Raw genomic sequence first — 26,143 nt, 5'->3', positions numbered from 1 at the left:
ATTGCGATCAGGAATATCCGTCTTCTGCCGGGAGGAAACGAGACGATGGCCAGTGCCTATGACCGCGACCTGGACAAGAACCAGGCCAATTACCAGCCGTTGACGCCGCTGACCTATCTGGAGCGCGCGGCGAAGACCTTTCCCGACCACACGGCCATCGTGCATGGCAGCCAGCGCATTTCCTATGGCCGGTTCTGGGAGCGTTCGCTGAAACTGGCTTCCGCGCTGCGTTCGAGGGGAATCGGCAAGGGCGACACCGTCTCCGTGATGCTGTCCAACACGCCGCCGATGCTGGAGGCGCATTTCGGCGTGCCGATGGTCAGGGCCGTGCTGCACTCGCTCAACACCCGGCTCGACGCAGCCATCATCGCCTTCCAGCTCGACCATGCCGAATCGAAGGTCCTGATCGTGGACCGGGAGTTTTCCGGCGTGGTGGCCGAGGCGCTGAAGATCGCGAAGGTGCAGCCGCTGGTCATCGACTATGACGATCCGGACTATCCCGGCGACGCGCCCTATCCCAAGGGCGAGCGCATCGGCTCGCTCGACTATGACGATTTCGTCGCCTCCGGCGATGCCGCCTTTGCCTGGGAAATGCCCGAGGACGAATGGGATGCGATTTCACTGAACTACACGTCCGGCACGACAGGCAATCCCAAGGGGGTGGTCTATCATCATCGCGGCGCCGCGCTGATGGCCTATACCAACACCATCCATTCGGGCATGGGCCAGCACTCGGTCTATCTCTGGACGCTGCCTATGTTCCACTGCAACGGCTGGTGCTTTCCGTGGACGCTGGCGGTGACTGCCTCCACCCATGTCTGCCTGCGCTGGGTGCGGGCGAGAGCCATGTATGACGCCATTGCCGACGAGGGCGTGACCACGCTTTGCGGCGCGCCGATCGTCATGTCGACGCTGATCAATGCGGCCGAGGAGGACAAGCGCGCGTTCCCGCAGACCGTCACCTTCAACACCGCCGCCGCGCCGCCGCCGGAAGCCGTGCTGTCGGGCATGGCGGACGCCGGCTTCGCAGTGACCCATCTCTACGGGCTGACAGAGACCTACGGGCCGGCGGTCGTCAATGAGTGGAAGGGCGAGTGGAACGATCTCGAAAAGGGTGCGCGCACGGCAAAGAAGGCGCGCCAGGGCGTGCGCTACGCGGCGCTGGAGGGGCTGAGCGTGCGCGATCCGGAAACCATGGCAGAGGTGCCGCATGACGGCGAGACTATCGGCGAGGTGATGTTCCGCGGCAATATCGTGATGAAGGGCTATCTGAAAAACCCGGAAGCGAGCGCGGAGGCCTTCGGTGGCGGCTGGTTCCATTCCGGGGATCTCGGCGTGATGCACCCGGACGGCTATATCCAGCTCAAGGACCGGTCCAAGGACATCATCATTTCCGGCGGCGAGAACATTTCCTCCATCGAGGTGGAGGACGCGCTTTACAAGCACCCGGCGGTCGCAGCTTGCGCGGTGGTGGCCAAGCCGGACGAGAAATGGGGCGAGACCCCGGTGGCCTATGTGGAACTGAAGCCGGGCAAGAGCGCGAGCGAGGCCGAGATCATCGACCATTGCCGGGAATTGCTGGCGCGCTTCAAATGCCCCAAACAGGTGATCTTTTCGGAAATTCCGAAAACGTCGACGGGCAAGATCCAGAAGTTCCGCCTGCGCGAGGGGGCGCGCGCCCTGTGATCGCGATGCGGGCGGCATGCAACCATTTGCCCACGAAAAGTTGCAACGGAATGGAGAAAGCGGCGGTTTGTTAACCGGCGCTTAACCCTGACAAGGCATTACTGTGGGTATCCAGTTATCTGGATTCGAACCTGAGTGGCTTGAGCCATTCTGTTTGACGCCTCCCTGTAAAACTTCCACGGGCCGCTTCCCTTTGAAGCGGCTCTTTTTTTTCGGCCTTTTCCACGGGCAGGGCGCGGCGTTAACCTTTCATTAAACATGGCCTTGCCAGCGCCGGCCGGGACCTGCATTTTTGTCGAGGCCGCGTTATGGGTGTCCGGGCGGCCGCGGACGGAACACGGACCGGCCGGGACTGAAGTGCAGGGTTTCAGGGCGTATGGCTGAGATGAAGACGACAGGCGAAGGGCCGATCAGGCTGGCCGAGCGGCGGGTGTTTTCCGACCGGTTCAAGCCGCTTTATGCGGAAGGCATGGGGCTGGTGGAAGAGGCGGCGACCTATCTGGACGGCGATGGCCGCAGGGCTGCCAAGGGGTTGTCACGGGTCGGATCCACGCTTTACGCAGCGGAATCGATGCGGCTGACGACACGTTTGATGCAGATCGCCTCATGGCTGTTGCTGCAACGGGCGGCCAATTCGGGCGAAATGACGCGCGACCAGGTGGCGGCGGAAAAATCCAAGGTGAAGCTGGACACCGGCTCGGCCGACGAGGGGGCGCCGGGCTGGGACGAGTTGCCCGGCACGTTCCGCGATCTTGTCCGGCGGTCCTTGCGCCTGCAGGGCGTGGTGCGCCGCATGGACATGGAGATTTACGGCGGCAGCCGGGAGCCGCGCGGGGCGGAGGGCAATCCTGTCTCTGCGCAGATCGACCTGCTGAAGACCGCGTTCGGCGGACGCTGACCGCGTTCAGCCATCCCAGAGCGGCAGCGCGGTGGTGACAGCGAACAGGATGACGGCAAAGGCAATACGGCGATAGGCCGCCGCCGTGGCGAGCGGGAACAGGGCCCGGCCGGCCAGGATGCCGACAAGATAGACCGGCGCACCGGCAAGGCCGAGCGCCAAGCGTTCCTCCGTGATCATGCCGCCGGCCAGGACATTGGCCAGTGTTGCCATTTCCGTGATCAGGAGCAGCGCGAGCAGGTGGCGCGGATCACGCCTTGCGGTTCGGGCGAGGCCATCCAGTAAAGCACGGGCGGCGGGCCGGGAATGCCGGCAATGCCGCCCAGGAAGCCGGCAACAGCGCCGACGCCACCGGACAGGACCGGCGGGCGCGGACCATGGTAGCGCCAGCCCGATGCCAACGCCACGAGGGCGGCAAGCACGCCGAGGCAGATCACCCACCGCAGGACCAGCGGGTCGCCGTGCCGTAGCACGGCGAGGCCCGCGGGCAGCAGGAGGACCGCACCGGCGGCCAGCGGCAGGACTTCACGCCAGCGGGCGTATCTGAGAGCGGGCAGAGCGGCGGGAAGCTGCGGCAGGCTGTCGACAATGGCGATCACGACGACGGCGGTGACGGGATCATGGGTGGCCGCAAGGACCGGTATGGCAACCATGCCGGTGCCGAAGCCGGAGAAGCCGCGCACGAGGCCGGCCAGCAGCAGCACTGCGAGGACTGCGGCCAGCGTGATGTCGAAAGTGGGAAAGGCCATGCATCGGACCGTGCTTGCGAATGTCTTCCTGCCATAGAGCAGGCCGTGCGGACTTGCCATGGATATTCCTTCCCTGGCGGCTGCGCCTCCTTCCATCGCTTGCATGTTTCTGATTTGTTCACTTTTCGCTGGCAAGGCTGGCCGGAATGGAACAAGGTGGCGTGCATGGGACAGGCGATTCGAATCATCGGTATCGATCCGGGCTTGCGGAACATGGGTTGGGGCGTGATCGAGACGCTCGGCAACTCGCTGCGTTTCGTGGCATCCGGCACGGTGCGATCGGACGGCAAGGCGGATCTGGCCAGCAGGCTGTGCCAGTTGCATGACGGGCTGGCGGATGTGCTGCATCAGCATCGTCCGGACGAGGCGGCTGTCGAGGTGACCTTCGTCAACAAGGACGCAACCGCCACGCTGAAACTCGGGCAGGCGCGCGGCATCGCGATGCTGGTTCCGGCGCGGGCCGGGCTGGCGGTGGCGGAATATGCTCCCAATGCGGTCAAGAAATCCGTGATCGGGGTCGGTCACGGCGACAAGAAGCAGATCCAGATGATGCTCAAGGTGCTGATGCCGCGCGCCAGCTTCGAAAGCGACGATGCGGCGGACGCGCTCGCCATCGCCATCTGCCATGCGCATAACCGGGTGGGCGAGGCGCAGCGGCGCGCGCTGCTGAAGGCGGTGTGAGATGATCGGCAAGCTGAAGGGCACGGTGGACGAGATTGGCGAGGATCACGCGGTGATCGACGTGCATGGCGTGGGCTACGTGGCCTTCTGCCCGGCGCGCACGCTGGGCAAGCTCAATACCGGCGAGGCGGCGATCCTGTTCATCGAGACCTATGTGCGCGAGGACATGATCCGGCTCTACGGCTTCGGCTCCGCGCTGGAGCGGGAATGGTTCCGCCTTCTGCAAAGCGTGCAGGGCGTGGGCGCGAAGGTGGCGCTGGCGGTTCTCTCCACGCTGACGCCGCCGGAACTGGCCAATGCGATCGCGCTCAAGGACATTGCCATGGTGTCGCGGGCGCCGGGCGTCGGCAAGAAGGTGGCCGAGCGCATCGTCATCGAACTCAAGGCCAAGGCTCCGGCCCTGGCCGGCGAAGCAGCGGCGTCCATCGGCATGAAGCAGGAAATCGGCGAGGGCGTGGCCTCGGCACCCGTGGCCGACGCGGTGTCGGCGCTGACCAACCTGGGCTATTCGCGTGACCAGGCCGCCAATGCGGTGGCGGCGGCACTGAAGAGCGCGGGCGAGGATGCGGATTCGGCCAAGCTCATCCGGCTCGGGCTGAAGGAACTGGCGCGGTGAGCGGGCGGCTTGCGCTCCCGGCCCGGCAATGCGAATGAAGCGCCATGACCGAGCCTGACCGCCTCATCTCCGCCGACAAGCGCGGCGAGGACTTCGACGCCACGCTGCGCCCGCAAACGCTGGACGATTTCACCGGCCAGGCGGCGGCGCGCGCCAATCTCAAGGTCTTCATCGAGGCGGCCAAGGCGCGCGGCGAGGCGCTGGACCATGTGCTGTTCGTCGGTCCGCCGGGCCTGGGCAAGACGACGCTGGCGCAGATCATGGCCAAGGAGCTGGGCGTGAATTTCCGCTCCACCTCCGGTCCGGTCATCGCCAAGGCAGGCGATCTCGCGGCATTGCTGACCAACCTGGAAGAGGGCGACGTTCTCTTCATCGACGAGATCCACCGGCTCAATCCGGCGGTGGAGGAGATCCTCTACCCGGCCATGGAGGATTTCCAGCTCGACCTCATCATCGGCGAAGGGCCGGCGGCGCGCTCGGTGAAGATCGACCTGGCGAAGTTCACGCTGGTCGCTGCCACGACGCGGCTCGGCCTGCTCACCAATCCGCTGCGCGACCGCTTCGGCATACCGGTGCGGCTGAATTTCTACACGGTGGAGGAACTGGAGCAGATCGTGCGGCGCGGGGCGCGCATCATGGGCCTTCCCATGGCGCAGGACGGGGCGACAGAAATCGCGCGGCGTTCGCGCGGTACGCCGCGCATTGCAGGCCGCCTGTTGCGCCGTGTGCGCGACTTTGCCGAAGTGGCGCGCGCGGACAGCGTGACCCGCGTGGTCGCCGACGAGGCGCTGACCCGGCTGGAGGTCGACGGCATGGGCCTCGACCAGCTCGACCGGCGCTATCTCAATCTCATCGCACGCAATTTCGGTGGCGGGCCGGTGGGGATCGAAACCATCGCGGCGGCGCTTTCGGAACCGCGGGACGCCATCGAGGACATCATCGAGCCCTATCTCATCCAGCAGGGCTTCATACAGCGCACGCCGCGCGGGCGGGTTTTGACCGGCAACGCCTGGGCGCATCTCGGGCTGGCGGCGCCAAAGGACATCGCCAGCGCCCAGGTCAATCTGTTCGACGACGAGTAAAACGGAATCACGGAATCATTTTTTCCGGAATTGAACAAGTCGATTATCAATAGATAAACACGTCTACTTGAAAGTTCCGCAGCCTGGCTCGAAAATCATTTCAGTATTTTCGAAATAAGAGGTTCTTTATGCGGATGGCGAACCTTTCAAGGCGGTCTTTCGTGGCGATGCTCGCCGGCGCGGGCGTCACGTTTGCAGGCGGGCTGAGCCTCGGCCGGGAGGTCATGAAGGACATCGCCGACCTGAAGCCGGGCGAGTTCACCTGGCATCCCGAACGGGCACCGGAAGGCCCGCTGACCATAGTGGTTTCGCTTCCCGAGCAGCGCGTCCATGTCTATCGCAATGGTGTGCGCATCGCCGTCTCCACCTGCTCCACCGGCAAGCCGGGGCATGAGACGCCCACCGGCGTCTTCGTGATCCTGCAGAAGGACAAGAACCACCATTCCTCCACCTACAACAATGCACCCATGCCGAACATGAACCGGCTGACCTGGTCCGGCGTTGCCCTGCATGCCGGCAAGCTGCCGGGTTATCCGGCCAGCCACGGTTGCGTGCGGCTGCCGATGCAGTTTTCCGAACGCCTCTTCACCGTTACTCATCTCGGCACGCCGGTGATCATTGCCGGCTCGCATTCGGACCCATGGGAGCTGACCCATCCGGGCATGGTACTGGGGGCCTATGCGGAATCCGAGTTCGAACAGGTGCTTGCGGGACTTGACGGCAAGAAGCATCCCGCCGACTGGGCGGAAGCCGAGCGTAATCCGGTGCACACGGTGGTCGCGTCGTCGGCCGACCGGCTGATCGAACTGATCGAGAATGACGGGATCATCGCCCGCTCCAAACTGGGCATTTCCGGAAGTCCGACACTCGGCTCCCATGTCTTCGTGCTCAATGGCGCCCACAATGAAACGCGCGGCATGCACTGGTCAGCCATCAGCCATCATCACGAAGCCGGCGCCGGACCGGGATCAAGCGACATCATGCGCCGTTTGCAGGCCGACAACAGCTTCGTCCAGGCGATGACGCGGCGGCTGCATCCGGGGATGATCTTCATCACAACCGACGCGCCGCTGACGCCGGACCGCAGATCAGGGCGCGATTTCGTCATTGCAACGAGTTGACAGATTGCGGCGGATCCGCGCCGGCAGCGAAAGGAACACATGATGATACAATCCCTGCATCGCGGCGCTGCCGCGCTTCTCGTTCCGCTTGCCCTTGCCTCATGCGCCGAGACTTCGTCGAGGGCCCCTGAACCCGCGCTTGCGCCCCTGCCAGCGACCGCGCCAATGCGCACGGGAAGCCAGGCGGATGAGGGCGCCTGCGAGCGGGCCGTCACGCAGGCGTCCAACAATCCGGACGTCGTCACGCTCAGCTCGGAATTCTCGCAGGCCAATACGCTGGTGATTGTCGGGGTCGGTCCGCAGCGTGCGCAATGGCGCTGCCTGGTGTCCAGGGGCCGCGTCGCCGAGGTCATGTCGATGACGGATGAAGGGGCGCTGTGACGAACCGGTTGGCCAAAGGGCCTCTTTGAGACTTCATGGAGAACAGGTCATGAAAAAGCGTGTCATGGGAAACATCGCATTCGCCGCCGTGGCGGGCTTTCTTCTTGCCGCACCGGTTACCTTGGCACAGGATATCCGGAAGGAAACCGTTCATTTCAAGGCGGGAACCTCCGGCACGACAATACAGGGCCGGATCAAGGGTTATGAATCCGTCTCCTACCTGCTCGGCGCGAAAGCGGGGCAGGTCATGCATGCAAGGTTGTCGACCCGGCACGGCGCAACCTATTTCAACATCTACGGTCCGGGCAAGGGGCCCGGTGACGAAGCAATCGCGGTCTCGGACCGCAGCGATCCGATCAACACGTTCGAAGGCGTTCTTCCCGAAGACGGCAACTACACCATTTCCGTCTACATGATGCGCTCGGCGGCACGCCGGAACGAGGTTTCGGACTATTCGCTGGACATTTCCATCGGCGGCAAGGCCGCGGCCGCGGCGGCCGGCAATCCGGGTGACGCCACAGTGGCGGGCGCGGATTTCAATGCGACCGGCCAGCTTCCCTGCGCGCGCCATGCCGGCCAGCCAATGGGCCAGTGTTCCTTTGGCGTGACACGGCAAGGCAACGGCAACGGGGCGATTACGGTTTTCTGGCCTGATGGCGGAAGCCGCGTGATCTTCTTCGAGATGAACACACCGGCCTCTTTCGACAAGGCGCAGGCTGACGGCGATGCGGAAATGGAGGTGGGCAGCAATGCCGACCTTTATCTCGTGACGATCGGAAACCAGCGCTTCGAGATTCCCGAAGCGGTCATGACCGGGGGTTGAAGCCCTTTCGCGGGCGGTGACACGCGGTCGCTTTTCCCTGCCCTTTTACCGCGGAGCCAGGACCCGCACCACGTCGCGCACGTCCGACTCGGCGGGGCGGCTTTCGAATTCCTCGAAGACGCCGAAAGCGCCGCCATAACCCCACATGGACCAGGCGAAGCCGTGGCTTTCGGCAAGGCCGATCATGTCGCGATAATAGGCAGCGCGCCATTTCGGATCGGTGCGGAAATCATGGTCGTATTCCTGGCGGATCATGCCGAACTCGCCGAGCAGGATATTGCCGGGATCGATGCCATGGGACTTTGCCCAGCGGTCGACGATTACGAAGGGTTCCGCCATGACCGCGCGCAGCTTTTCCGGCGTGGCGATCTTCTCCAGCTCCTCCTCGACGAAGGCGATGATGCCGGAGCGGCGAAGAAAAGGCGCTTCGGCGCGGACACGGGCGCGAATGGCCGCCAGGGCCTCGTCCACCGCCGCCTTGTTTTCGCCGAAGGGCGGGTAAGGCAGGCCGGTGGCATAGGGGCTGACATCGCCGGTCCAGCCCGCGCCCTGATGGGTGAGGATGAAGGGCGCATAGGAGTGGAATGACCAGATCAGATTGCTGCCCCGGAAATCGCCCGGCTGCAGCGCGGCAAGACCCTCGGCACTGCCCCAGCAGGCACCCGACAGGACGAGCGTCGTATCCAGCGCGGCGGCGCGGGCGGCGGCGAAGAGGCGCTTCAGCTTCCCGGTCCAGGCGGCAGCCGCGCGGCCCTCGCATCCGGTCACCGGTTCGTTCATCAGTTCCAGCGCGACGTGCCGCGGATCGAATTCGCCGGCAAGACTGGCCATGCGGCGGACGATGGCGACATAGTCGTCGAACAGCGCATTTCTTTCCAGCACCTCGACAGTGCCGATGGCGCGGTTCGGGCCGGCGGGGATCGTGTGGAGGTCGAGAATGACGTTCAGCCGGGCTTCGAGGGCGAGCGCGACAGCGTCGCGAACCGAATCGTAGAGGTCCGAGCGCAAGTCCCTTGTCTCGGGGGAGAGGAAAACCGAGGGATCGACCGGGATGCGCACCATGTCGAAGCCGGATGCGCGGATGGCTTCCAGTTCAGCGCGGCCGATGAACCGTCGCCATTCGGGAAAGGGCAGGATCGCGTCGCGGTCGCTCCAGCGGCTTTCGTCCGGCCATGTCACCCAGAGGTCCAGCGAAATGCCGCGGCCGGGCTTGAACGTGGCTGCGCCCGCCACGACCGTGAGGCCGAAGACGAGGGCCAGCGCGGCGGCAAGGGTCTTGATCACGGCTTTCATCAATGCCATCCCGATGCGGTGCGTTGGGCACAATGTGGCATGGAACCGGCGGCGGGCAAGCGAGGCAGGGCAGCAATGACGGCACATGGTAAACCGGCAGAGGGTCTTGCGACGCCGCTGGCCGGCGAAGTGACGGACGGGGTGCACCGGCTCCTTGCCCGGGTCTATTATGCCGATACGGATTTCTCAGGCGTCGTCTACCACGCCCGCTATCTGGAATTCCTGGAGCGCGGGCGCTCCGATTTCCTGCGGCTGGCGGGGGTGCATCACACCGACCTGGCAGAGGGCAGCCTTGGCGAGAAGATCGTGTGGGTGGTCCGGCGCATGGAGATCGATTTCCGCCAGCCGGCGCGTATCGACGACGTGCTGGAGATCGAGACCCGGACGGACAGCATTTCGGGCGCGCGGATCTTCATGGCGCAGCGCATCCTGCGCGGGCAAGACGTGCTGATCGAGGCGCGGGTGGAGGCCGCCATCATGTCGGAGACGGGGCGGCCGCGCCGCTTCCCGAAAGACTGGAAGGCGATCTTCCTGCCGGACGGCTGAAGTCCCTTCACCGGGCGGGCGCAAGAGCCCCTAACGGATCGTTAACCATGAACGGCCATGCTGTGCGGCAGGTGCCGTGTGATCCGCGTGCGCCATTGTTTGACCACGATTTGCCCGGAAAAGGCCCGCAATGGCATGCTTTTGATTAAAAGCGCTGCGAATTCCGGATAGCCACGAAACATCAGGCCGGGACACCCCGAACAAGGCGATGGGTGCGCCCGGCGGCCAAGGGAACGATACCGAAATGGAACAACTGGCTCTGGCGGCCCCCAACGCCGACGTCTCCATCTGGGGCCTGTTCATGCAGGCCGGCTGGGTTGTCAAACTGGTCATGATCGGGCTGCTCCTCGCCTCGATCTGGACCTGGGCGATCATCGTGGACAAGATGATCGCCTTTTCGCGCATGCGGCTGGCGCTGAACCGGTTCGAGGAGATCTTCTGGTCCGGCCAGTCGCTCGAAGAGCTTTACAAAACGTTGTCCGAGCGCAAGACCGCCGGCATGGGCGCCATTTTCGTGGCCGCCATGCGGGAATGGAAAAAGAGTTTCGAGAAGGGCGCGCGTTCGCCCATGGCCTTGCAGACACGTATCGACAAGGCGATGGACCTGGCGCTGGGGCGCGAGATGGAACGGCTTGAAAGCCGGCTCGGCTTCCTGGCGACGATCGGTTCGGCCGGCCCGTTCATCGGCCTGTTCGGCACGGTCGTCGGCATCATGACCTCGTTCCAGGCGATTGCCGGATCGAAATCCACCAATCTGGCCGTGGTGGCGCCGGGTATCGCCGAGGCGCTTCTGGCCACCGCCATGGGTCTTCTGGCGGCGATTCCCGCCGTCGTTGCCTACAACAAGCTGACATCGGATGCCGGCAAACTGGGCACGCGGATGGAAGGGTTCGCCGACGAATTCTCCGCCATCCTGTCGCGCCAGATCGACGAGCGCAGCCACGTGCGCGCGCAGGCGGCCGAATGAGACCGGAGCCAGGGAGAAAGACGCCATGGGCATGAGCATGGGACGGGCAGCCGCTTCATCGCGTGGCCACAGGCGGCGCGGGCGGCGTCATGCCATGATGTCGGAAATCAACGTCACGCCCTTCGTGGACGTGATGCTGGTGCTGCTCATCATCTTCATGGTGGCCGCGCCGCTGCTGACCACCGGCGTGCCCGTGGACCTGCCGGAAACCGATGCCGCGCCGATGAATTCGGAAAACCAGCCGCTCGTGGTGTCGGTCGACGGGCAGGGGCGCATCTTCATCCAGGAAGAAGAGATCGCCTATGAGGATCTGGTCGCCAAGTTGCAGGCGATCCGCTCCACCGGTTCGGATGCACGCATCTTCGTGCGCGGCGACAAGGCCATCGATTACGGGACGGTGATGCGCGTGATGGCGCGCATCCAGGCCGGCGGCTTCTCCAATGTCGGCCTCGTCACCCTCCAGGAGGACAATGGCTGAGCGATGAAGGCGGGTCTGACCACGTCGGTTCTGCTTCATGCCGGGCTGCTGGCTTTCGGCCTGGTCAGCCTTGGCGCGCCCGAACCCTTCGAAATTCTCGAAGACAGCATTCCGGTGAGCACGATCACCGAAACGGAACTGGCCCAGCTCGTCCAGGGCGACAAGAAGGCGCCTGTGGCCGACGCGCCGGCGCCCAAGCCCACCACGCGGCCGGACACGGTGCCCGAGGCGGTGAATACCGGCGACAATTCCGCCGATCTCGACAATGCACCCACACCGGACCCGCGGCCGCGCAAGATAGAGGCGTCCGCAGCCCCCAAGGCGGAGCCCGATCCCGCGCCCGTTCCCGTGCCGACCCCGGATCCCAAGCCGCAGCCGCAGGCGCGGCCCGAGCCGGTGCCGGCGACCGAGCTGGCATCCGAGCCCGCACCGCGCCGGGAGGTCAAGCCCGATCCGGCGAAGGAGGCGATCGAAGACGCACCGAAGGAAAGCGAAACGGCGCTGAAGCTGCCTGAAAGCGCGCCGAAGCCGACACCGCGGCCGACGCCGCCGGCGCAGACGGCCAAGGCACCGGACCGCAAGGACTCCGACAACCCCGCGCAGAAGCCGAAGCCCGCCACGCAATCCAGCGAACTGGCGTCGCTGGACGATGAGGTGAAGGCGCTGATCAACCAGGAAAAGGCCTCCGGCGGCGGGCAGAAGAAGCAGAGCGAGCCGGCGGCGGCCGGCAATGACCGCACCAATGCGCCCAAGCTGACCCGCGCCGAGATGGACGTGCTGCGCGAACAGCTTGGCGGCTGCTGGTCCATCGATGCCGGCATTTCCGATCCCGACAAGCTGAAGGTTTCCGTCAAGTTCAACCTCGATGAAAACGGCAAGCTGGACGGCATGCCGGAGATCCTGCGCTCTTCCGGAAATGCACAATTCGATCGCACGGCAGTGCGCGCGATCCAGAAATGCGACATGCGCGGGCTCGCCGTTCCGCCCGGAAAATACGAGACCTGGCGGGAAGTCATCGTCAATTTCGATCCGGCGGACATGTTCTACTGACAGCCGGAATACCGATGTCCAGCCGGCAGGTGCGGTCCGGCGCCAAACGAAAGACGTGAGGAATTCATGAAGTCCCTAGTCAAAGCCGCGTTGATCATGCTGGCGTCGCTGACGGCCAGTCTCAGCCTGACGGTGCTGCCGGCCCGCGCGCTGGTGGAAATCGACGTCAATCGCGGCGTGGTCGAACCGCTGCCCATCGCGGTGACCGATTTCCTGTCCGGCGACGACCTCGGCGTGCAGATCACGGACGTGATCACGGCGAACCTGAAGCGCTCCGGCCTGTTCAAGCCGGTCGACAAGGCCGCCTTCATCGAAAAGGTGACCAATCCCGATGTCGCGCCGCGTTTCGAGGACTGGAAGGTGGTGAATGCGCAGGCGCTGGTGACAGGCCGGGTGACGCGCGAGGCCGACGGCCGGTTGCGCGCCGAGTTCCGGCTGTGGGACACGTTTGCCGGCCAGCAGATCACCGGCGAGCAGTTCTTCACATCCGAGAGCAACTGGCGGCGGGTGGCGCACATCATCTCGGACGCCATCTACAAGGCGCTGACCGGCGAGAAGGGGTATTTCGACACCCGCGTCGTCTTCGTGGACGAGTCGGGCCCGAAGAACGCCCGCCAGAAGCGCCTGGCGATCATGGACCAGGACGGGGCCAACCTGCGTTACCTGACGCGGGGCGACGATCTCGTGCTGACGCCGCGCTTCTCGCCCAACCGGCAGGAAATCACCTACATGTCCTATGCCGGCGGCCAGCCGCGGGTCTACCTGCTGCAGATCGAGACCGGCCAGCGCGAGCTTGTCGGCGATTTTCCGGGCATGACCTTCGCGCCGCGCTTCTCGCCGGACGGGCAGAAGGTGATCATGACGCTGGGCCGTGACGACGGCAATGCCAATATCTACGCCATGGACCTGCGTTCGCGCACGACGCAGCGGCTGACCGCCTCCAACGCGATCGACACGTCGCCTTCCTATTCGCCGGCGGGCGACCGCATCGTCTTCACCTCGGACCGGGCCGGGCGCGCGCAGATCTACGTCATGGGCGCGGACGGCTCGTCGCCACAGCGCATCTCGTTCGGTGACGGCAGTTACTCGACGCCGGTCTGGTCGCCGCGTGGCGATCTGATCGCCTTCACCAAGCAGTCTGGTGGAAATTTCTCCATCGGCGTGATGCGCCCGGACGGTTCAGGCGAACGAATCCTGACCACCGGCTTTCTCAACGAGGGGCCGACATGGGCGCCCAATGGCCGCTACATCATGTTCTTCCGGGAACAGCCGGGCGGCGGCGGGCCAAAGCTCTTCACCATCGACCTGACAGGGCGCAACGAGCAGCCGGTGCCGACGCCGAACTTCGCCTCCGATCCGGCGTGGTCGCCGCTGCTCGATTGACGGCGACACCGGAAAAAGGCGGAAGCGCGCCGCGTTTCCGCCGCATTCGCGAATAGGGTCCGCCACAAGGGGTTTGGGCGGCCGCAAACGGATCATTAACCCTCTTCCTTGACGGGGCCTTAACCCAGACGTGGTTATTGAAACGTCAACATCACGGATCGAACCTGAAGGACATCCGCTCATGCGTCGTCTCGCCACGCTTTCCCGCAATCCGGCCATGATCGCGCTTTTCGCCGGTCTGGCGCTGGCCGGCTGCGCTTCCAAGAAGACCATTCCCAACACCGCAGCCGATATCGGACTTGGTGCCAATGCCGCCACGCCGGGCTCGACGCAGGATTTCACGGTGAATGTGGGCGACCGGATCTTCTTCGACACCGATTCGTCCGCCATTCGCGCCGATGCGCAGCAGACGCTGACCCGGCAGGCACAGTGGCTGAGCCAGTACGGTTCCTACCGCATCACCATCGAAGGCCATGCCGACGAGCGCGGCACGCGCGAATACAACCTGGCGCTGGGCGCACGGCGCGCGGCGGCCACACGCGACTTCCTGATCGCCCGCGGCGTGGCGGGCAACCGGATCAAGACGATTTCCTATGGCAAGGAACGGCCGGTGGCGGTGTGCGACGACATTTCCTGCTGGTCGCAGAACCGGCGGGCTGTCACGGTGCTCAACGGCGCCGGCAGCTGACGCCGGACCACGCGGCACACGGATGAACGGCTCCGCCAAGGCGGGGCCGTTTTGCGTTGCGGAGCGGCCAAAACAAAATTTGGCCGAAGTCGGACGCCTTGATATGAAGGAACGAGCCTGCCGGACGGGCAGGCCCAGGCAACAGAAACGGGGATTGCAATGCGTTTGAAGACCGCACTCCTCGCCTTGATGCTGGCCGTTTTCCCGCTGAGCGGGACGATGGCGCAAACCTACGATCCGAGGGTTACAGAACTCGAGGAGCAGGTGCGGCAGCTCAATGGCAGGATCGAGGAGCTGAATTTCCAACTTCTCCAGATGCAGGAAGCCCTGCGCAAGGCGCAGGAAGACAACGAGTTCCGGCTGCAGCAACTGGAAGAAAAGCGTTCGCAGGCGGGCAGCGATACCGGCTCCGTGACCGCGCAAGCGGTGGAGCAGCCCATGGACATGGCGGACGGGGAAGACCCGTCCGCCGCCACCACGGACGGCGCGGCAGGCGATGGCGTCGACTGGTCGAAAGCGGGTTCGGGCAGCACCGAACTGGGTGCGCCGCCGCGTGATCTCGGCACCCTCAGCGTGGACGGGAACGGCAATGCCACGGCTGGCGAGACGCCTGGCGATGGCACCACGGTTGCGGCCCTGCCGCAGGCCGACAATCCGGAAGGGCTCTACAGCGATTCCTACCAGTTCGTGCTGGCCGGCGACTACAAGGCCGCCGAAACCGGCTTCGGCACCTATATCCAGCGCTATCCCAAGGGCGAACGGATTGCCGACGCCAAGTTCTGGCTCGGTGAATCGCTCATCGGGCAGGAGCGCTATCCGGAAGCCGCGGAAGTGTTCCTCGATGCCACCAAGGCACATCCGACCTCCGGCAAGGCGCCGGACATGATGCTGAAGCTCGGCGTTTCGCTGGCCGCCATGAAAAAGACCGACATCGCCTGCGCCACCTATGGCGCCATCGCGAAGAAATATCCCGGCATTTCCTCCGCCATGAAGGAACGGATCGCCCAGGAACAGGCCCTTGCCGGCTGCTGATCCGTTTTTCCTGCCCGGAGGGGCGGACAACAGGACAAAACCAGACAGTTTTCCGCTCCCGGAAGGTTCGGCGCCGATCGCGCTGGCGGTTTCGGGTGGCGGCGATTCCATGGCCTTGCTGACCATGGCGGCGGAGGCATGCCCGGCGGCGGCGAACCGGCTGATTGCGCTCTCGGTCGATCACGGCCTGCGCGCTGAAGCGCGGGCGGAAGCCGAGGCCGTTGGCCGCCATTGCGCAAGCATCGGCGTTGCCCATCGCATTCTCGCGTGGTCGCGGAGCGGGCCGGACACCGGATTGATGGCCGCGGCACGGCAGGCACGCTACCGTCTGCTCTCCCAGGCGGCGCGGCAGGCCGGTGGCCATGTCGTGCTGACCGGTCACACGTTCGACGACCAGATCGAAACGCTGGCCATGCGCGCCGCGCGCGGCGACGGGCCGGGCATGGCAGGCATCGCGCCGGCAACGCTGTTTGGCGGGCGGACATGGTTCCTGCGGCCGCTGCTCGGCCACCGCCGCAACGCGCTGCGCAGCCTGTTGCGCGCCCGCGCCATTGCCTGGACGGAAGATCCGTCCAATGCCGATCCCCGTTTCGAACGGGTCCGCTGGCGCATGAGGATGGCCGGCAGCGAGGCCGGTGATGCCGCCACGCTGACCCGGAAAGCGCAGGCGGAGGCCCGGCGGCGGCGGACAGTGGCCGAGGCGGCGGCGCAAGCCATTGCAGACCCTGCCATATTCGACATCGGCGACTGGCCGGACGGTTTTACCCTGCGGCCCGGGGGAGACATGGCACCGGAGGTTCTGGCCGAGGTGGCGCTGCAAGCCTCACGCCTGCTGAGCGCACGGGCTTATGGGCCGGTTCCGGTTGTGCGTGCGCGTCTCGCCGCCCTGGCAAGCGGAGGAGGAGGCCGGGCCTTCACGGCTGGCGGCGCCGTGTTCCGCCAGTCCGGCGGCCGGCTGTCGGTGACAAGAGACCCGCGCGCCAGGGCGCAGCAGGCCGGGCTGCCGCTGCTCATCCCCTGTTTCGAGTATCCGCTGTTTGCGGCCCTGGCCGTGAAAACAGGGCTGGATCCGCTGCCGCGCGAACCTGCAATGGCGTAATCGGCCGGAGGGCTGTAACCATATGCGGCATTTGGTCCCGTCGTCCGCCATCAAATCCGCATGCGTTCTTGGCAATGGCTTGCCGCGAACCTATGTTACCATCAGTCAAATCTGTTCGAAGCTGCGCGATCGGCCGCGCTGTCAGGAAGCATCATGAATCCGAACTATCGCAACCTTGTGCTCTGGGGGATCATCGCCGTCCTCCTGATTGCCCTGTTCAATCTCTTCCAGACGCCCCAGCAACGCAGCGCGGCGCGCGAGATTCCCTATTCGCAATTCATCCAGGAAGTCGATTCCGGGCGGGTGAAATCGGTGACGATCTCGGGCGACAGGATCACCGGCACCTATGGCGACAACGGCACCGGCTTCCAGACCTATTCGCCTGGCGACAGCAACCTGGTCACCCGGCTGGAAGACCGCAACATCACGATCAACGCGCGGCCGGAAAGCGAGTCTTCCAGTTCGCTGACAAGCATCATCCTGTCATGGCTGCCGATGATCATCATCCTCGGCGTCTGGATCTTCTTCATGCGGCAGATGCAGTCGGGTTCCGGGCGCGCGATGGGTTTCGGCAAGTCGAAGGCCAAGCTGCTGACCGAGGCGCACGGGCGCGTGACATTCGCGGACGTCGCCGGCGTGGACGAGGCGAAGGCCGATCTGGAAGAAATCGTCGAATTCCTGCGCGACCCGCAGAAGTTCCAGCGCCTTGGCGGCCGCATCCCGAAGGGTGTGCTGCTGGTCGGCCCGCCCGGAACCGGCAAGACGCTGCTGGCGCGTTCCGTGGCCGGCGAGGCCAATGTGCCCTTCTTCACCATCTCCGGCTCGGACTTCGTGGAAATGTTCGTCGGCGTGGGCGCAAGCCGCGTGCGCGACATGTTCGAGCAGGCCAAGAAGAATTCGCCCTGCATCATCTTCATCGATGAAATCGATGCGGTGGGGCGCCATCGCGGCGCGGGCCTCGGCGGTGGCAATGACGAGCGCGAGCAGACGCTCAACCAGCTTCTTGTCGAGATGGACGGTTTCGAGGCCAATGAATCGATCATCCTGATCGCGGCTACCAACCGTCCGGACGTGCTCGATCCTGCCCTGCTCAGGCCGGGCCGTTTCGACCGGCAGGTTGTCGTTCCCAATCCCGATCTCGTCGGCCGCGAGAAAATCCTCAAGGTGCATGTGCGCAATGTGCCGCTGGCGCCCAATGTCGATCTCAAGACCATTGCGCGCGGCACGCCGGGCTTCTCCGGCGCGGACCTGATGAACCTTGTCAACGAGGCCGCATTGATGGCCGCGCGGCGCAACAAGCGGCTCGTGACCATGCAGGAGTTCGAGGACGCCAAGGACAAGGTGATGATGGGCGCGGAGCGCCGGTCCACCGCGATGACCCAGGCGGAGAAGGAACTGACTGCCTATCACGAGGCCGGTCACGCCATCGTGGCGCTGAATGTGCCGGCCTCCGACCCCGTTCACAAGGCGACGATCATCCCGCGCGGACGGGCCCTGGGCATGGTGATGCAATTGCCCGAGGGCGACCGCTACTCCATGAGCTACAAGTACATGATCTCGCGCCTCGCCATCATGATGGGCGGGCGCGTGGCCGAGGAACTGAAATTCGGCAAGGAGAACATCACGTCCGGCGCATCTTCCGACATCGAGCAGGCAACGAAACTCGCCCGTGCGATGGTGACGCAATGGGGTTTCTCCGACAAGCTCGGCCAGGTTTCCTATGGCGAGAACCAGCAGGAAGTCTTCCTGGGCCACTCCGTGGCGCAGCAGAAGAACATTTCCGAGGCCACCGCCCAGGTGATCGACGGCGAGGTGCGCCGCCTGGTCGACGAGGCCTATGCCAAGGCGACCGAGATCCTGACCACGAAGAAGGACAACTGGATCGCCCTGGCCGAGGGCCTGCTCGAATACGAGACGCTTTCCGGCGAGGAAATCAAGCAGCTTCTGGCCGGCGAGAAACCCTCGCGCGACATGGGTGACGACACGCCGCCTTCGCGCGGTTCGGCCGTGCCCAAGGCCGGAGGCTCGCGCAAGAAGAAGGGTGGTGACGAACCCGAAGCGGGCATGGAGCCGCAACCGCAAGGCTGATTTCGTCCGCACCCTTTTACACGCATCGAAGAACCGCCGCGCCTGGCGCGGCGGTTTTTTCGTGCGGTGGAGAGGGCGTTCCTTGCACTGCATTTGCAGCAGGTTGGCTGGCGCGCATCGGAAACCCTTGCGCGGCTGACCGTTCACGCTCCCTTAACCACGGGGAGAAGCGGCCGGATTCGGAAAGTCTTTCGTAACAGGGCAAAACATATTTTGATGACGGAGTGCGTGCCACATATGGCAAAACAGCCGGGTTCAGGGGGTACGGGACCAATCATGACTCGCAATTACTTCGGTACTGACGGCATTCGCGGCCGTGCAAACAGCAATCCCATGACACCGGACATCGCCATGAAGGTGGGAATGGCTGCGGGCCTTTCCTTCCAGCGCGGCAATCATCGCCACCGTGTCGTCATCGGCAAGGACACGCGCATTTCCGGCTACATGCTGGAAAACGCGCTTGTGGCCGGTTTCTGCGCCGCCGGCATGGATGTCTTCCTGCTGGGTCCGATCCCGACACCGGCCGTGGCCATGCTGGTGCGCTCGCTGCGCGCCGATCTGGGCGTGATGCTGTCGGCTTCGCACAACCCGTATTACGACAACGGGATCAAGCTGTTCGGCCCGGACGGCTACAAGCTTTCCGACGAGATCGAGGCGCGCATCGAGTCCATGCTCGATGTCGACCTTTCGATGCGTCTTGCCGACGGCGACAGCCTGGGCAAGGCCAAGCGCGTCGATGGCGTGCATGACCGCTACATCGAGTTCGCCAAGCGCACCCTGCCGCGTTCGCTTTCGCTTTCGGGCATGCGCGTGGTGGTGGATTGCGCCAATGGTGCCGCCTACAAGGTGGCGCCGGCTGCGCTCTGGGAACTGGGCGCGGAAGTGGTGACGATCAACAACGAGCCGAACGGCACCAATATCAACCACGAATGCGGTTCGACACACCCGGAAGCGCTGATGCGCAAGGTGCACGAGGTGCGTGCCGATATCGGCATCGCGCTGGATGGCGATGCCGACCGGGTGCTGATGGTCAACGAGCGCGGCGAAGTGATCGACGGCGACCAGATCATGGCGCTGATCGCGGAAAGCTGGCTGGAAAGCGGCCGGCTGCGCGGCGGCGGCGTGGTGGCGACCGTCATGTCCAATCTGGGCATGGAGCGCTTCCTGGCCGGCAAGGGGCTGGACCTGCATCGTACCAAGGTCGGCGACCGCTATGTGGTCGAACACATGCGCGCCCATGGGTTCAATGTGGGCGGCGAACAATCGGGCCATGTCGTCCTGTCGGACTTCACCACGACGGGCGACGGACTGGTCTGCGCTTTGCAGGTGCTGGCCTGCATCAAGCGTTCGGACAAGCCGGCAAGCGAGGTCTGCTCCAAGTTCGAGCCTGTTCCGCAAGTGCTCAAGAACGTGCGCTACGGCGGTGGCAAGCCGCTGGAAGACAGCCTGGTGCAGAAAGCCATCGAGGCGGGACGCGACAAGCTTGGCAAGAGCGGCCGGCTTGTGATCCGCCCCTCGGGCACGGAGCCGCTGATCCGCGTGATGGCGGAAGGCGACGACCGGGTGCTGGTCGAGACCGTCGTCGATGAAATCGCCGGGGTGATCGCGGAGCTTCGCAACGCTGCCTGACAGGGCAGGCGCGGGGCGCCAAAGAAGAATCGCCGAACAAGAGGCCCGTCATGCTTTCGCATGGCGGGTTTTTCATTGCCCTGTGAAGCCAAGACTTGCCTTACATGGTTAAATTTCACGCTTAAGCCGGCCTTAACCTTTCCGCAGCATTATCCTTAACCGGTAACCATGCCCGACCCGTGTGCCCCGGTGAGCGGTCGGAAAGAAAGAGGTCAATATCATGTGGAAGCTTCGCTCTGGCGCCATTCTTGCCACCGTGGCGGGCCTTGCGGCCGGTTCCGCCCAGGCAGCCGATCTGTACGAACCGGAAGTGGTCATGCCGCCGCCGGCAGAGCCGGTCTATGTCGAACCCGCGCCCGAGGTCGGTGTGAGCTGGTATATCCGCGGCGACGTCGGCTACAGCGTCAACGAATTGCGCGGCGTCCATTTCATGCAGGGGACCGGCGCGCCGCATGTCGCCGATGTCAGCTTCACGTCTTCGCGGCTCGACAATTCCTGGATGGTCGGCGGCGGTGTCGGCGTCAACATTTCCAGGCATCTGCGCGCCGACCTGACGCTGGATTACCTGACCAAGGCCAATTTCCGGGGCTCCACGGCCGGTGACTGCTCGATCGGTGGCGTCTATGGCAATGCATGCACCTCCATCGACACGGCGAGCATGAGCGCGCTGGTGGTCCTGGCCAATGCCTATGTGGACATCGGCACGTGGCACGGCTTCACCGCCTATGTCGGCGGCGGCATCGGCGGTGCCCATGTCAAGTGGAGCAAGCTCGCCAACCTGATCGAGCCCGGCTACGACCAGTCCGGCACCACCTATCACCATGGCCGGTCGGGCATGCGCTTTGCCTATGCACTGACCGCGGGCGCTTCCTACTGCCTGACCGAAAGCCTCGAACTGGATGCCAGCTACCGCTACACGCGGGTCTCGGGCGGCGACATGTTCGCCTATGCCAATGGCGGCGGCCCCGGCTGGGACCGCGGGCTGGATTCGCATGCGGTGCGTGCCGGCCTGCGCTATTCCTTCGGCGGTGCGGGCGGTTCGCCGCGATGCGCACCGGAGCCGCAGGTGGTGCATTACCAGCCCGACCCGCTGCCGCCGGTCTACAAGTAAGTTTCAGCAAGTCCTGCAAGACAGAACCGCCCCGGCCTCGCCGCCGGGGCGGTTTTTCAGTTCTGGTTCGGAAACAACTGTGAAGATGTGAGCGGAGCGGAAATTCAACCATGGTTAACCGCAACTTAACCATCATGGTTAATTGTGGAGGGCATGACAGCCAAAGCCGCCGCTTCGGGAGCGGCACGGAAAGCCGGAGTGTCCGACATGAAGAACCCCTACCTGCTTCAACACGCTGCTGCGTTGGCGCTTGCCATGGGCATTTCCACGGCACATGCCGCCGACTACCAGCCGCTGATCGTTCCCGAAGAGCCCGTGGTGATGGAGGAATACCAACCGGTGGAAATCGGCTCCGGCTGGTATATCCGTGGCGATGTCGGCTATGCATTCTCTTCGTCCGGAGGTGCTTCGCCCTACCGGACCTTTACAGGAGGCGTTTACGGAAACCATGCCTGGGACACCACCGGAATCAAGGATGACTGGACGCTATCTCTCGGTTTTGGCTATCACTTCAACGACTGGCTGCGCGCTGACCTGACTGCCGAGCGTTTCCAGGGCCGGTTCGACGGGTCGACCAGCGACCCGTTTGCCTGCAACAATCCGCTTGATACGACGACGACCTGTGCATCGAACGACTGGGCGCGCTTCACCGGGTATTCCGCGATGGCCAATGCCTATGTGGATCTTGGCACGGTGGTTGGCATCACGCCCTATGTCGGGGCTGGCGCAGGTGTTACCTGGATGCGGTGGGACAGTCTGACGAATTCCAGCTTCTGCGTGGATGGAACGGCGCAATGCGGTGGTGCCGGCGCGACGATGACCAGCCATGCGGGTATGCATTCCACGCGGTTCACGTGGGCCCTCATGGCCGGTGCAAGCTACGACATTTCATCGAACCTCAAACTTGACGTGGGTTACCGTTACCGGAAAGTGCAGGGTGGCGACATGTTCGAATTCGATGCGGCGTCACAGGCGGCTGGTGCGACAGGGGCGCAAGGGCGCGATACCGGCATTTCCAGTCATGCCATCAATATCGGCCTGCGCTACGAGCTCTGGTAGGCCGGTCGCCGCAGGCGTGGGAAATTTCCGGCGGCGGTCCCTTGCGGGGCCGCCGTTTTGCCTTTGCGACATGATGGCGCATTCGGGACAGGATATGGCGCGGTGCTACAATTCCGCTTGACTTGCGGGGGCGTGCGGGCGTATCGCCGTCAGCGGGCCACTCCTCCCCACCGAGGAGCGTGCTATCTGGAAGGATAGGATACAACATGACACAGTTCCCGAAGCCGGACGCCCGTCCGGCCAATCCCAATTTTTCATCCGGTCCCTGCGCGAAACGTCCCGGCTGGTCCCTCGAGGTCCTGGCGGACGCGGCGCTCGGCCGTTCCCACCGCGCCAAGATCGGCAAGGCGAAACTCGCAGAAGCCATCGAACTGACCCGCGCGGTTCTCAATGTTCCCGCTGACTACCGCATCGGCATCGTTCCGGCCTCCGACACCGGCGCTGTCGAGATGGCGATGTGGTCGCTGCTGGGCGAGCGCGGCGTGGACATGGTTGCCTGGGAGAGCTTCGGCGCAGGCTGGGTGACGGATGCGGTCAAGCAGCTCAAGCTGGACGATGTGCGCAAGTTCGAGGCCGGCTACGGCGACCTGCCCGATCTTTCGGCCATCGACTTCGACCGCGACGTGGTCTTCACCTGGAACGGCACGACCTCCGGCGTGCGCGTGCCGAATGGCGATTTCATTCCCGCTGACCGCAAGGGGCTGACAATCTGCGACGCCACCTCGGCGGCCTTTGCGCAGGACCTGGCTTTCGACAAGCTCGATGTCGTCACCTTCTCCTGGCAGAAGGTGCTGGGCGGGGAAGCGGCGCACGGCATGCTCATCCTCAGCCCGCGTGCCGTGGAGAGGCTGGAAAGCTACCAGCCGAAATGGCCGTTGCCGAAAATCTTCCGCATGACCAAGGGCGGCAAGCTGATCGAAGGCATCTTCAAGGGCGAGACGATCAACACGCCGTCCATGCTGGCGGTCGAGGACTATCTCGACGCCCTGAAATGGGCGCAGTCGATCGGCGGACTGCCGGCGCTGATCGCGCGGGCCGATGCCAATGCCAAGGTCATCAACGATTTCGCCAACCGGTCTGGCTGGCTGGCCAACCTGGCAAAGGATCCGGCGACACGCTCCAACACCTCGGTCTGCCTGACGATCACCGATCCGGAGATCACCGCGCTCGACGGCGACGCGCAAGCAGCCTTCGCCAAGGCCATGGTCTCGGCGCTGGACAAGGAAGGCGTGGCTCATGACATCGGCGCCTATCGCGACGCGCCCTCCGGCTTGCGCATCTGGGCCGGTGCCACGGTGGAGGCGTCCGACCTGGACGCGCTGATGCCGTGGCTCGAATGGGCCTTCCAGACCCGGAAGGCGGCGCTCAAGGCAGCCGCCTGACCTTCCAGCCCTGCCGGGCGGCCCTGATGCCGCCCGCCATCCCTTCTCATTTTCCATTTTCCTGCCCAATGGAGGTTACGTCCATGGCACCCCGCGTTCTCGTTTCCGATGCCCTTTCCGAAACCGCTGTCCAGATCTTCCGCGACCGCGGAATCGAGGTGGACTTCATGCCGAAGCTCGGCAAGGACAAGGAAAAGCTGCTCGAAGTCATCGGCCAGTATGACGGCCTGGCCATCCGCTCCGCCACCAAGGTGACGGACAAGCTGATCGAGGCCGCAACCAATCTCAAGGTGGTCGGCCGCGCCGGCATCGGCGTCGACAATGTCGACATCCCGGCGGCCAGCCGCAAGGGCATCATCGTGATGAACACGCCCTTCGGCAATTCCATCACCACGGCCGAGCACGCCATTGCACTGATGTTCGCCGTTGCCCGCCAGATCCCCGAGGCCAATGCCTCCACCCATGCCGGCAAGTGGGAGAAGAACCGCTTCATGGGCGTGGAACTGACCGGCAAGGTGCTGGGCGTGATCGGTTGCGGCAATATCGGCTCCATCGTGGCGGCACGCGGCATCGGTCTCAAGATGCATGTCATCGCCTTCGATCCGTTCCTGTCGCCGGAGCGCGCGGTCGAAATGGGCGTGGAAAAGGTGGAACTGGACGAGCTTTTCGCCCGCGCCGACTTCATCACGCTGCACACGCCGCTGACCGACAAGACGCGCGCCATCGTGAACAAGGCATCGTTTGCGAAGATGAAGGACGGTGTGCGCATCATCAATTGCGCGCGCGGCGGGTTGATCGTCGAAGCCGATCTCGTCGAGGCGCTGAAGAGCGGCAAGGTGGCAGGTGCCGGCATCGACGTGTTCGAGGAAGAGCCGGCGACCGAAAATCCGCTGTTCAACATGGACAACGTGGTCTGCACGCCGCATCTGGGCGCGTCCACCACGGAAGCGCAGGAGAACGTGGCGTTGCAGGTGGCCGAGCAGATGTCGGACTATCTCATCAACGGCGCTGTCTCCAACGCGATCAACATGCCGTCGATCTCGGCGGACGAGGCGCCGAAGCTCAAGCCCTTCGTCAAACTGGCCGACGTGCTGGGCGCCTTTGTCGGCCAGGTGACGGACGAGCCGATCAAGTCGGTCGAGATCCTCTATGACGGCTCCACGGCAGCGATGAACACCAAGGCGCTGACCTCGGCCGCGCTGGCGGGCCTCATCCGTTCGCAGGTGTCGGATGTCAACATGGTCTCGGCGCCGATCATGGTGAAGGAGCGCGGCATCACGCTTTCGGAAACCAAGCGCGACAAGTCGGGCGTTTTCGACGGCTACATCAAGCTGACGGTAAGGATGGCCGACAAGACGCGCGAAGTGGCCGGGACGGTGTTCTCCGACGGCAAGCCGCGCTTCATCCAGATCAAGGGCATCAACCTGGACGCCGAAATCGGCCGCTACATGATCTACACGACCAATAATGACGTGCCGGGCATCATCGGCCTGCTTGGCACGACCATGGGCAAGGCGGGCGTGAACATCGCCAACTTTTCGCTCGGCCGCAACAGGCCGGGCGGCGATGCCATCGCGCTTCTCTACGTGGACGAGCCGGTGACGGAAGATGTGCTGGAGGAACTGCGGGCCTCAAACCTGATCCTGCAGGCCAAGCCGCTGACATTCGACGTGTAAGCGCCGGTTCCATTGCCGGATGATGAAAGGCGGCGCCGCGAGGGGCCGCCTTTTTTCGGCCTTGCAGGGCGCCTTTCCGGTCAGGTGGTTCCATGTCTTCCACCGGAAAGATGGAACTATCCCCGCCGATGGATGTTCTTCAAATCCGTACCAAGGAAAAATTGGAGAACGAGATGAAACTTCAGATTCTGGCCGCCGTTTGCATGACCTCCGCCCTTCTTGCCGCGCCTGCACTGGCGCAGACGGGAGACCGGGGTCCGAGCAGGGCGGAGCTCAGCTTCACCAGCCCTGACGAACAGGCCATGTATGAAGACAATCCCGGAATCGCCGATTTCTTTACCGATGACACGATGCAGGAAATGAAATCGGAAGAGGACATGAAGACAGCCTATGATGCGATGGGCGACAGGGACCGCGACGAGATCGAGGCTGCCTGCGACCGGGTCAGCGAAAAGCGCGGCTCCTATGGCACGATCACGCAGGGCATGTGCGCCCGCATCGATGCGATGTAACGCGTCGACGTGGTTGACGAAGAAGGGTGGTTCGCTGATGGCGAGCCGCCCTTTTCGTTTGGCGCAAGAAAGCAGATCCCCGCCCATCGGGCCCACTGTCCGGGCCGGCCGGG

The 26,143-nt window shown here is 64.3% G+C and carries 26 protein-coding genes; 23 read left to right on the top strand and 3 right to left on the bottom strand.

The genetic code is table 11. The features are described from left to right. The first annotated feature begins 45 nt into the window (after nucleotides 1–45). Together R3D65_RS05600 and R3D65_RS05595 are read left to right on the top strand one after the other, a co-directional pair. On the top strand, nucleotides 46–1,686 hold the full coding sequence (locus R3D65_RS05600) for an acyl-CoA synthetase (RefSeq protein ID WP_371274245.1): 1,641 nt from the start codon (nucleotides 46–48) through the stop codon (nucleotides 1,684–1,686). 376 nt (nucleotides 1,687–2,062) lie between these two features. Then, nucleotides 2,063–2,584 (top strand): DUF1465 family protein, encoded by a 522-nt coding sequence (locus R3D65_RS05595; RefSeq protein WP_371274244.1) that lies wholly within the window; start codon nucleotides 2,063–2,065, stop codon nucleotides 2,582–2,584. 6 nt (nucleotides 2,585–2,590) lie between these two features. Here the strand turns inward: R3D65_RS05595 and R3D65_RS05590 are convergent, their stop codons facing one another. Together R3D65_RS05590 and R3D65_RS05585 are read right to left on the bottom strand one after the other, a co-directional pair. Continuing rightward, nucleotides 2,591–2,797, bottom strand: a complete 207-nt coding sequence (locus R3D65_RS05590) for a hypothetical protein (protein ID WP_371274243.1) — start codon at nucleotides 2,795–2,797, stop codon at nucleotides 2,591–2,593. Nucleotides 2,798–2,805: 8 nt separating this feature from the next. Continuing rightward, complete coding sequence (locus R3D65_RS05585) at nucleotides 2,806–3,393, bottom strand: TSUP family transporter (RefSeq protein WP_371274242.1); 588 nt, start codon at nucleotides 3,391–3,393, stop codon at nucleotides 2,806–2,808. Between the two features lie 105 nt (nucleotides 3,394–3,498). Here R3D65_RS05585 and ruvC point away from each other — a divergent pair, with 105 nt between their 5' ends. The 6 genes from ruvC (at nucleotide 3,499) to R3D65_RS05555 (ending at nucleotide 8,037) form a co-directional block, all read left to right on the top strand. After that, nucleotides 3,499–4,014: a crossover junction endodeoxyribonuclease RuvC gene (gene ruvC, locus R3D65_RS05580; protein WP_371274241.1), complete on the top strand. Its 516-nt coding sequence runs from the start codon at nucleotides 3,499–3,501 to the stop codon at nucleotides 4,012–4,014. Between the two features lies 1 nt (nucleotide 4,015). Continuing rightward, nucleotides 4,016–4,630: a Holliday junction branch migration protein RuvA gene (gene ruvA, locus R3D65_RS05575; RefSeq protein ID WP_371274240.1), complete on the top strand. Its 615-nt coding sequence runs from the start codon at nucleotides 4,016–4,018 to the stop codon at nucleotides 4,628–4,630. A 44-nt stretch (nucleotides 4,631–4,674) separates the two neighbouring features. Continuing rightward, nucleotides 4,675–5,712 (top strand): Holliday junction branch migration DNA helicase RuvB, encoded by a 1,038-nt coding sequence (gene ruvB / locus R3D65_RS05570; protein ID WP_371274239.1) that lies wholly within the window; start codon nucleotides 4,675–4,677, stop codon nucleotides 5,710–5,712. A 167-nt stretch (nucleotides 5,713–5,879) separates the two neighbouring features. Next, entirely contained in the window at nucleotides 5,880–6,833 is a 954-nt protein-coding gene (locus R3D65_RS05565) for a L,D-transpeptidase (protein WP_371274367.1), read from the top strand. A 39-nt stretch (nucleotides 6,834–6,872) separates the two neighbouring features. Further along, the gene (locus R3D65_RS05560; RefSeq protein ID WP_371274238.1) at nucleotides 6,873–7,214 is read left to right on the top strand and encodes a hypothetical protein; all 342 of its coding nucleotides are present in this window, start codon (nucleotides 6,873–6,875) and stop codon (nucleotides 7,212–7,214) included. Between the two features lie 49 nt (nucleotides 7,215–7,263). Then, complete coding sequence (locus R3D65_RS05555; RefSeq protein ID WP_371274237.1) at nucleotides 7,264–8,037, top strand: hypothetical protein; 774 nt, start codon at nucleotides 7,264–7,266, stop codon at nucleotides 8,035–8,037. A 45-nt stretch (nucleotides 8,038–8,082) separates the two neighbouring features. Here R3D65_RS05555 and R3D65_RS05550 read toward each other — a convergent pair whose 3' ends face one another. Continuing rightward, nucleotides 8,083–9,330 (bottom strand): glycoside hydrolase family 5 protein, encoded by a 1,248-nt coding sequence (locus tag R3D65_RS05550; protein WP_371274235.1) that lies wholly within the window; start codon nucleotides 9,328–9,330, stop codon nucleotides 8,083–8,085. 75 nt (nucleotides 9,331–9,405) lie between these two features. Between R3D65_RS05550 and ybgC the strand changes: the two genes are divergently transcribed. From ybgC to R3D65_RS05475, 15 genes are all read left to right on the top strand, one after another. Further along, the gene (gene ybgC / locus R3D65_RS05545) at nucleotides 9,406–9,876 is read left to right on the top strand and encodes a tol-pal system-associated acyl-CoA thioesterase (RefSeq protein WP_371274234.1); all 471 of its coding nucleotides are present in this window, start codon (nucleotides 9,406–9,408) and stop codon (nucleotides 9,874–9,876) included. Nucleotides 9,877–10,120: 244 nt separating this feature from the next. After that, nucleotides 10,121–10,843, top strand: a complete 723-nt coding sequence (tolQ, locus tag R3D65_RS05540) for a protein TolQ (RefSeq protein ID WP_371274233.1) — start codon at nucleotides 10,121–10,123, stop codon at nucleotides 10,841–10,843. 25 nt (nucleotides 10,844–10,868) lie between these two features. Continuing rightward, complete coding sequence (tolR, locus tag R3D65_RS05535) at nucleotides 10,869–11,321, top strand: protein TolR (protein WP_371274232.1); 453 nt, start codon at nucleotides 10,869–10,871, stop codon at nucleotides 11,319–11,321. Between the two features lie 3 nt (nucleotides 11,322–11,324). Continuing rightward, the gene (locus tag R3D65_RS05530; RefSeq protein WP_371274231.1) at nucleotides 11,325–12,371 is read left to right on the top strand and encodes a TonB family protein; all 1,047 of its coding nucleotides are present in this window, start codon (nucleotides 11,325–11,327) and stop codon (nucleotides 12,369–12,371) included. 96 nt (nucleotides 12,372–12,467) lie between these two features. Further along, nucleotides 12,468–13,754: a Tol-Pal system beta propeller repeat protein TolB gene (gene tolB, locus R3D65_RS05525; protein ID WP_371274366.1), complete on the top strand. Its 1,287-nt coding sequence runs from the start codon at nucleotides 12,468–12,470 to the stop codon at nucleotides 13,752–13,754. A 181-nt stretch (nucleotides 13,755–13,935) separates the two neighbouring features. Continuing rightward, the gene (pal, locus tag R3D65_RS05520; RefSeq protein WP_371274230.1) at nucleotides 13,936–14,442 is read left to right on the top strand and encodes a peptidoglycan-associated lipoprotein Pal; all 507 of its coding nucleotides are present in this window, start codon (nucleotides 13,936–13,938) and stop codon (nucleotides 14,440–14,442) included. Nucleotides 14,443–14,601: 159 nt separating this feature from the next. Further along, nucleotides 14,602–15,474: a tol-pal system protein YbgF gene (gene ybgF, locus R3D65_RS05515; protein ID WP_371274229.1), complete on the top strand. Its 873-nt coding sequence runs from the start codon at nucleotides 14,602–14,604 to the stop codon at nucleotides 15,472–15,474. After that, nucleotides 15,461–16,573, top strand: a complete 1,113-nt coding sequence (tilS, locus tag R3D65_RS05510) for a tRNA lysidine(34) synthetase TilS (RefSeq protein WP_371274228.1) — start codon at nucleotides 15,461–15,463, stop codon at nucleotides 16,571–16,573. The genes ybgF and tilS overlap by 14 nt, the downstream gene beginning before the upstream one ends. A gap of 153 nt (nucleotides 16,574–16,726) precedes the next feature. Then, nucleotides 16,727–18,661: an ATP-dependent zinc metalloprotease FtsH gene (gene ftsH, locus R3D65_RS05505; protein ID WP_371274227.1), complete on the top strand. Its 1,935-nt coding sequence runs from the start codon at nucleotides 16,727–16,729 to the stop codon at nucleotides 18,659–18,661. A gap of 276 nt (nucleotides 18,662–18,937) precedes the next feature. Next, nucleotides 18,938–20,290, top strand: coding sequence for a phosphoglucosamine mutase (gene glmM / locus R3D65_RS05500; protein WP_371274226.1), 1,353 nt, complete (start codon nucleotides 18,938–18,940; stop codon nucleotides 20,288–20,290). Nucleotides 20,291–20,510: 220 nt separating this feature from the next. Next, nucleotides 20,511–21,401, top strand: coding sequence for an outer membrane protein (locus R3D65_RS05495; protein WP_371274225.1), 891 nt, complete (start codon nucleotides 20,511–20,513; stop codon nucleotides 21,399–21,401). 207 nt (nucleotides 21,402–21,608) lie between these two features. After that, nucleotides 21,609–22,460, top strand: coding sequence for an outer membrane protein (locus tag R3D65_RS05490; RefSeq protein ID WP_371274224.1), 852 nt, complete (start codon nucleotides 21,609–21,611; stop codon nucleotides 22,458–22,460). Nucleotides 22,461–22,666: 206 nt separating this feature from the next. Next, nucleotides 22,667–23,842, top strand: a complete 1,176-nt coding sequence (locus tag R3D65_RS05485; protein WP_371274223.1) for a phosphoserine transaminase — start codon at nucleotides 22,667–22,669, stop codon at nucleotides 23,840–23,842. An 83-nt stretch (nucleotides 23,843–23,925) separates the two neighbouring features. Next, the gene (gene serA, locus R3D65_RS05480) at nucleotides 23,926–25,518 is read left to right on the top strand and encodes a phosphoglycerate dehydrogenase (RefSeq protein WP_371274222.1); all 1,593 of its coding nucleotides are present in this window, start codon (nucleotides 23,926–23,928) and stop codon (nucleotides 25,516–25,518) included. A 173-nt stretch (nucleotides 25,519–25,691) separates the two neighbouring features. Then, nucleotides 25,692–26,030: a hypothetical protein gene (locus R3D65_RS05475; protein WP_371274221.1), complete on the top strand. Its 339-nt coding sequence runs from the start codon at nucleotides 25,692–25,694 to the stop codon at nucleotides 26,028–26,030. The last annotated feature ends 113 nt before the right edge of the window (nucleotides 26,031–26,143 follow it).

The organism is Zhengella sp. (assembly GCF_041397485.1).
Classification (GTDB): domain Bacteria; phylum Pseudomonadota; class Alphaproteobacteria; order Rhizobiales; family Rhizobiaceae; genus Zhengella.
The sequence above is the reverse complement of the archived record's forward strand: the minus strand, read 5'-3'. Positions and strand labels throughout refer to the sequence as shown.

Coding starts and splice junctions, on each gene's coding strand:
- R3D65_RS05600 (WP_371274245.1), top strand. CDS start 46: ATGGCCAGTGCCTATGACCGCGACCTGGACAAGAACCAGGCCAATTAC.
- R3D65_RS05595 (WP_371274244.1), top strand. CDS start 2,063: ATGGCTGAGATGAAGACGACAGGCGAAGGGCCGATCAGGCTGGCCGAG.
- R3D65_RS05590 (WP_371274243.1), bottom strand. CDS start 2,797: ATGGCAACACTGGCCAATGTCCTGGCCGGCGGCATGATCACGGAGGAA.
- R3D65_RS05585 (WP_371274242.1), bottom strand. CDS start 3,393: ATGGCAAGTCCGCACGGCCTGCTCTATGGCAGGAAGACATTCGCAAGC.
- ruvC (WP_371274241.1), top strand. CDS start 3,499: ATGGGACAGGCGATTCGAATCATCGGTATCGATCCGGGCTTGCGGAAC.
- ruvA (WP_371274240.1), top strand. CDS start 4,016: ATGATCGGCAAGCTGAAGGGCACGGTGGACGAGATTGGCGAGGATCAC.
- ruvB (WP_371274239.1), top strand. CDS start 4,675: ATGACCGAGCCTGACCGCCTCATCTCCGCCGACAAGCGCGGCGAGGAC.
- R3D65_RS05565 (WP_371274367.1), top strand. CDS start 5,880: ATGCTCGCCGGCGCGGGCGTCACGTTTGCAGGCGGGCTGAGCCTCGGC.
- R3D65_RS05560 (WP_371274238.1), top strand. CDS start 6,873: ATGATGATACAATCCCTGCATCGCGGCGCTGCCGCGCTTCTCGTTCCG.
- R3D65_RS05555 (WP_371274237.1), top strand. CDS start 7,264: ATGAAAAAGCGTGTCATGGGAAACATCGCATTCGCCGCCGTGGCGGGC.
- R3D65_RS05550 (WP_371274235.1), bottom strand. CDS start 9,330: ATGAAAGCCGTGATCAAGACCCTTGCCGCCGCGCTGGCCCTCGTCTTC.
- ybgC (WP_371274234.1), top strand. CDS start 9,406: ATGACGGCACATGGTAAACCGGCAGAGGGTCTTGCGACGCCGCTGGCC.
- tolQ (WP_371274233.1), top strand. CDS start 10,121: ATGGAACAACTGGCTCTGGCGGCCCCCAACGCCGACGTCTCCATCTGG.
- tolR (WP_371274232.1), top strand. CDS start 10,869: ATGGGCATGAGCATGGGACGGGCAGCCGCTTCATCGCGTGGCCACAGG.
- R3D65_RS05530 (WP_371274231.1), top strand. CDS start 11,325: ATGAAGGCGGGTCTGACCACGTCGGTTCTGCTTCATGCCGGGCTGCTG.
- tolB (WP_371274366.1), top strand. CDS start 12,468: ATGCTGGCGTCGCTGACGGCCAGTCTCAGCCTGACGGTGCTGCCGGCC.
- pal (WP_371274230.1), top strand. CDS start 13,936: ATGCGTCGTCTCGCCACGCTTTCCCGCAATCCGGCCATGATCGCGCTT.
- ybgF (WP_371274229.1), top strand. CDS start 14,602: ATGCGTTTGAAGACCGCACTCCTCGCCTTGATGCTGGCCGTTTTCCCG.
- ftsH (WP_371274227.1), top strand. CDS start 16,727: ATGAATCCGAACTATCGCAACCTTGTGCTCTGGGGGATCATCGCCGTC.
- glmM (WP_371274226.1), top strand. CDS start 18,938: ATGACTCGCAATTACTTCGGTACTGACGGCATTCGCGGCCGTGCAAAC.
- R3D65_RS05495 (WP_371274225.1), top strand. CDS start 20,511: ATGTGGAAGCTTCGCTCTGGCGCCATTCTTGCCACCGTGGCGGGCCTT.
- R3D65_RS05490 (WP_371274224.1), top strand. CDS start 21,609: ATGAAGAACCCCTACCTGCTTCAACACGCTGCTGCGTTGGCGCTTGCC.
- R3D65_RS05485 (WP_371274223.1), top strand. CDS start 22,667: ATGACACAGTTCCCGAAGCCGGACGCCCGTCCGGCCAATCCCAATTTT.
- serA (WP_371274222.1), top strand. CDS start 23,926: ATGGCACCCCGCGTTCTCGTTTCCGATGCCCTTTCCGAAACCGCTGTC.
- R3D65_RS05475 (WP_371274221.1), top strand. CDS start 25,692: ATGAAACTTCAGATTCTGGCCGCCGTTTGCATGACCTCCGCCCTTCTT.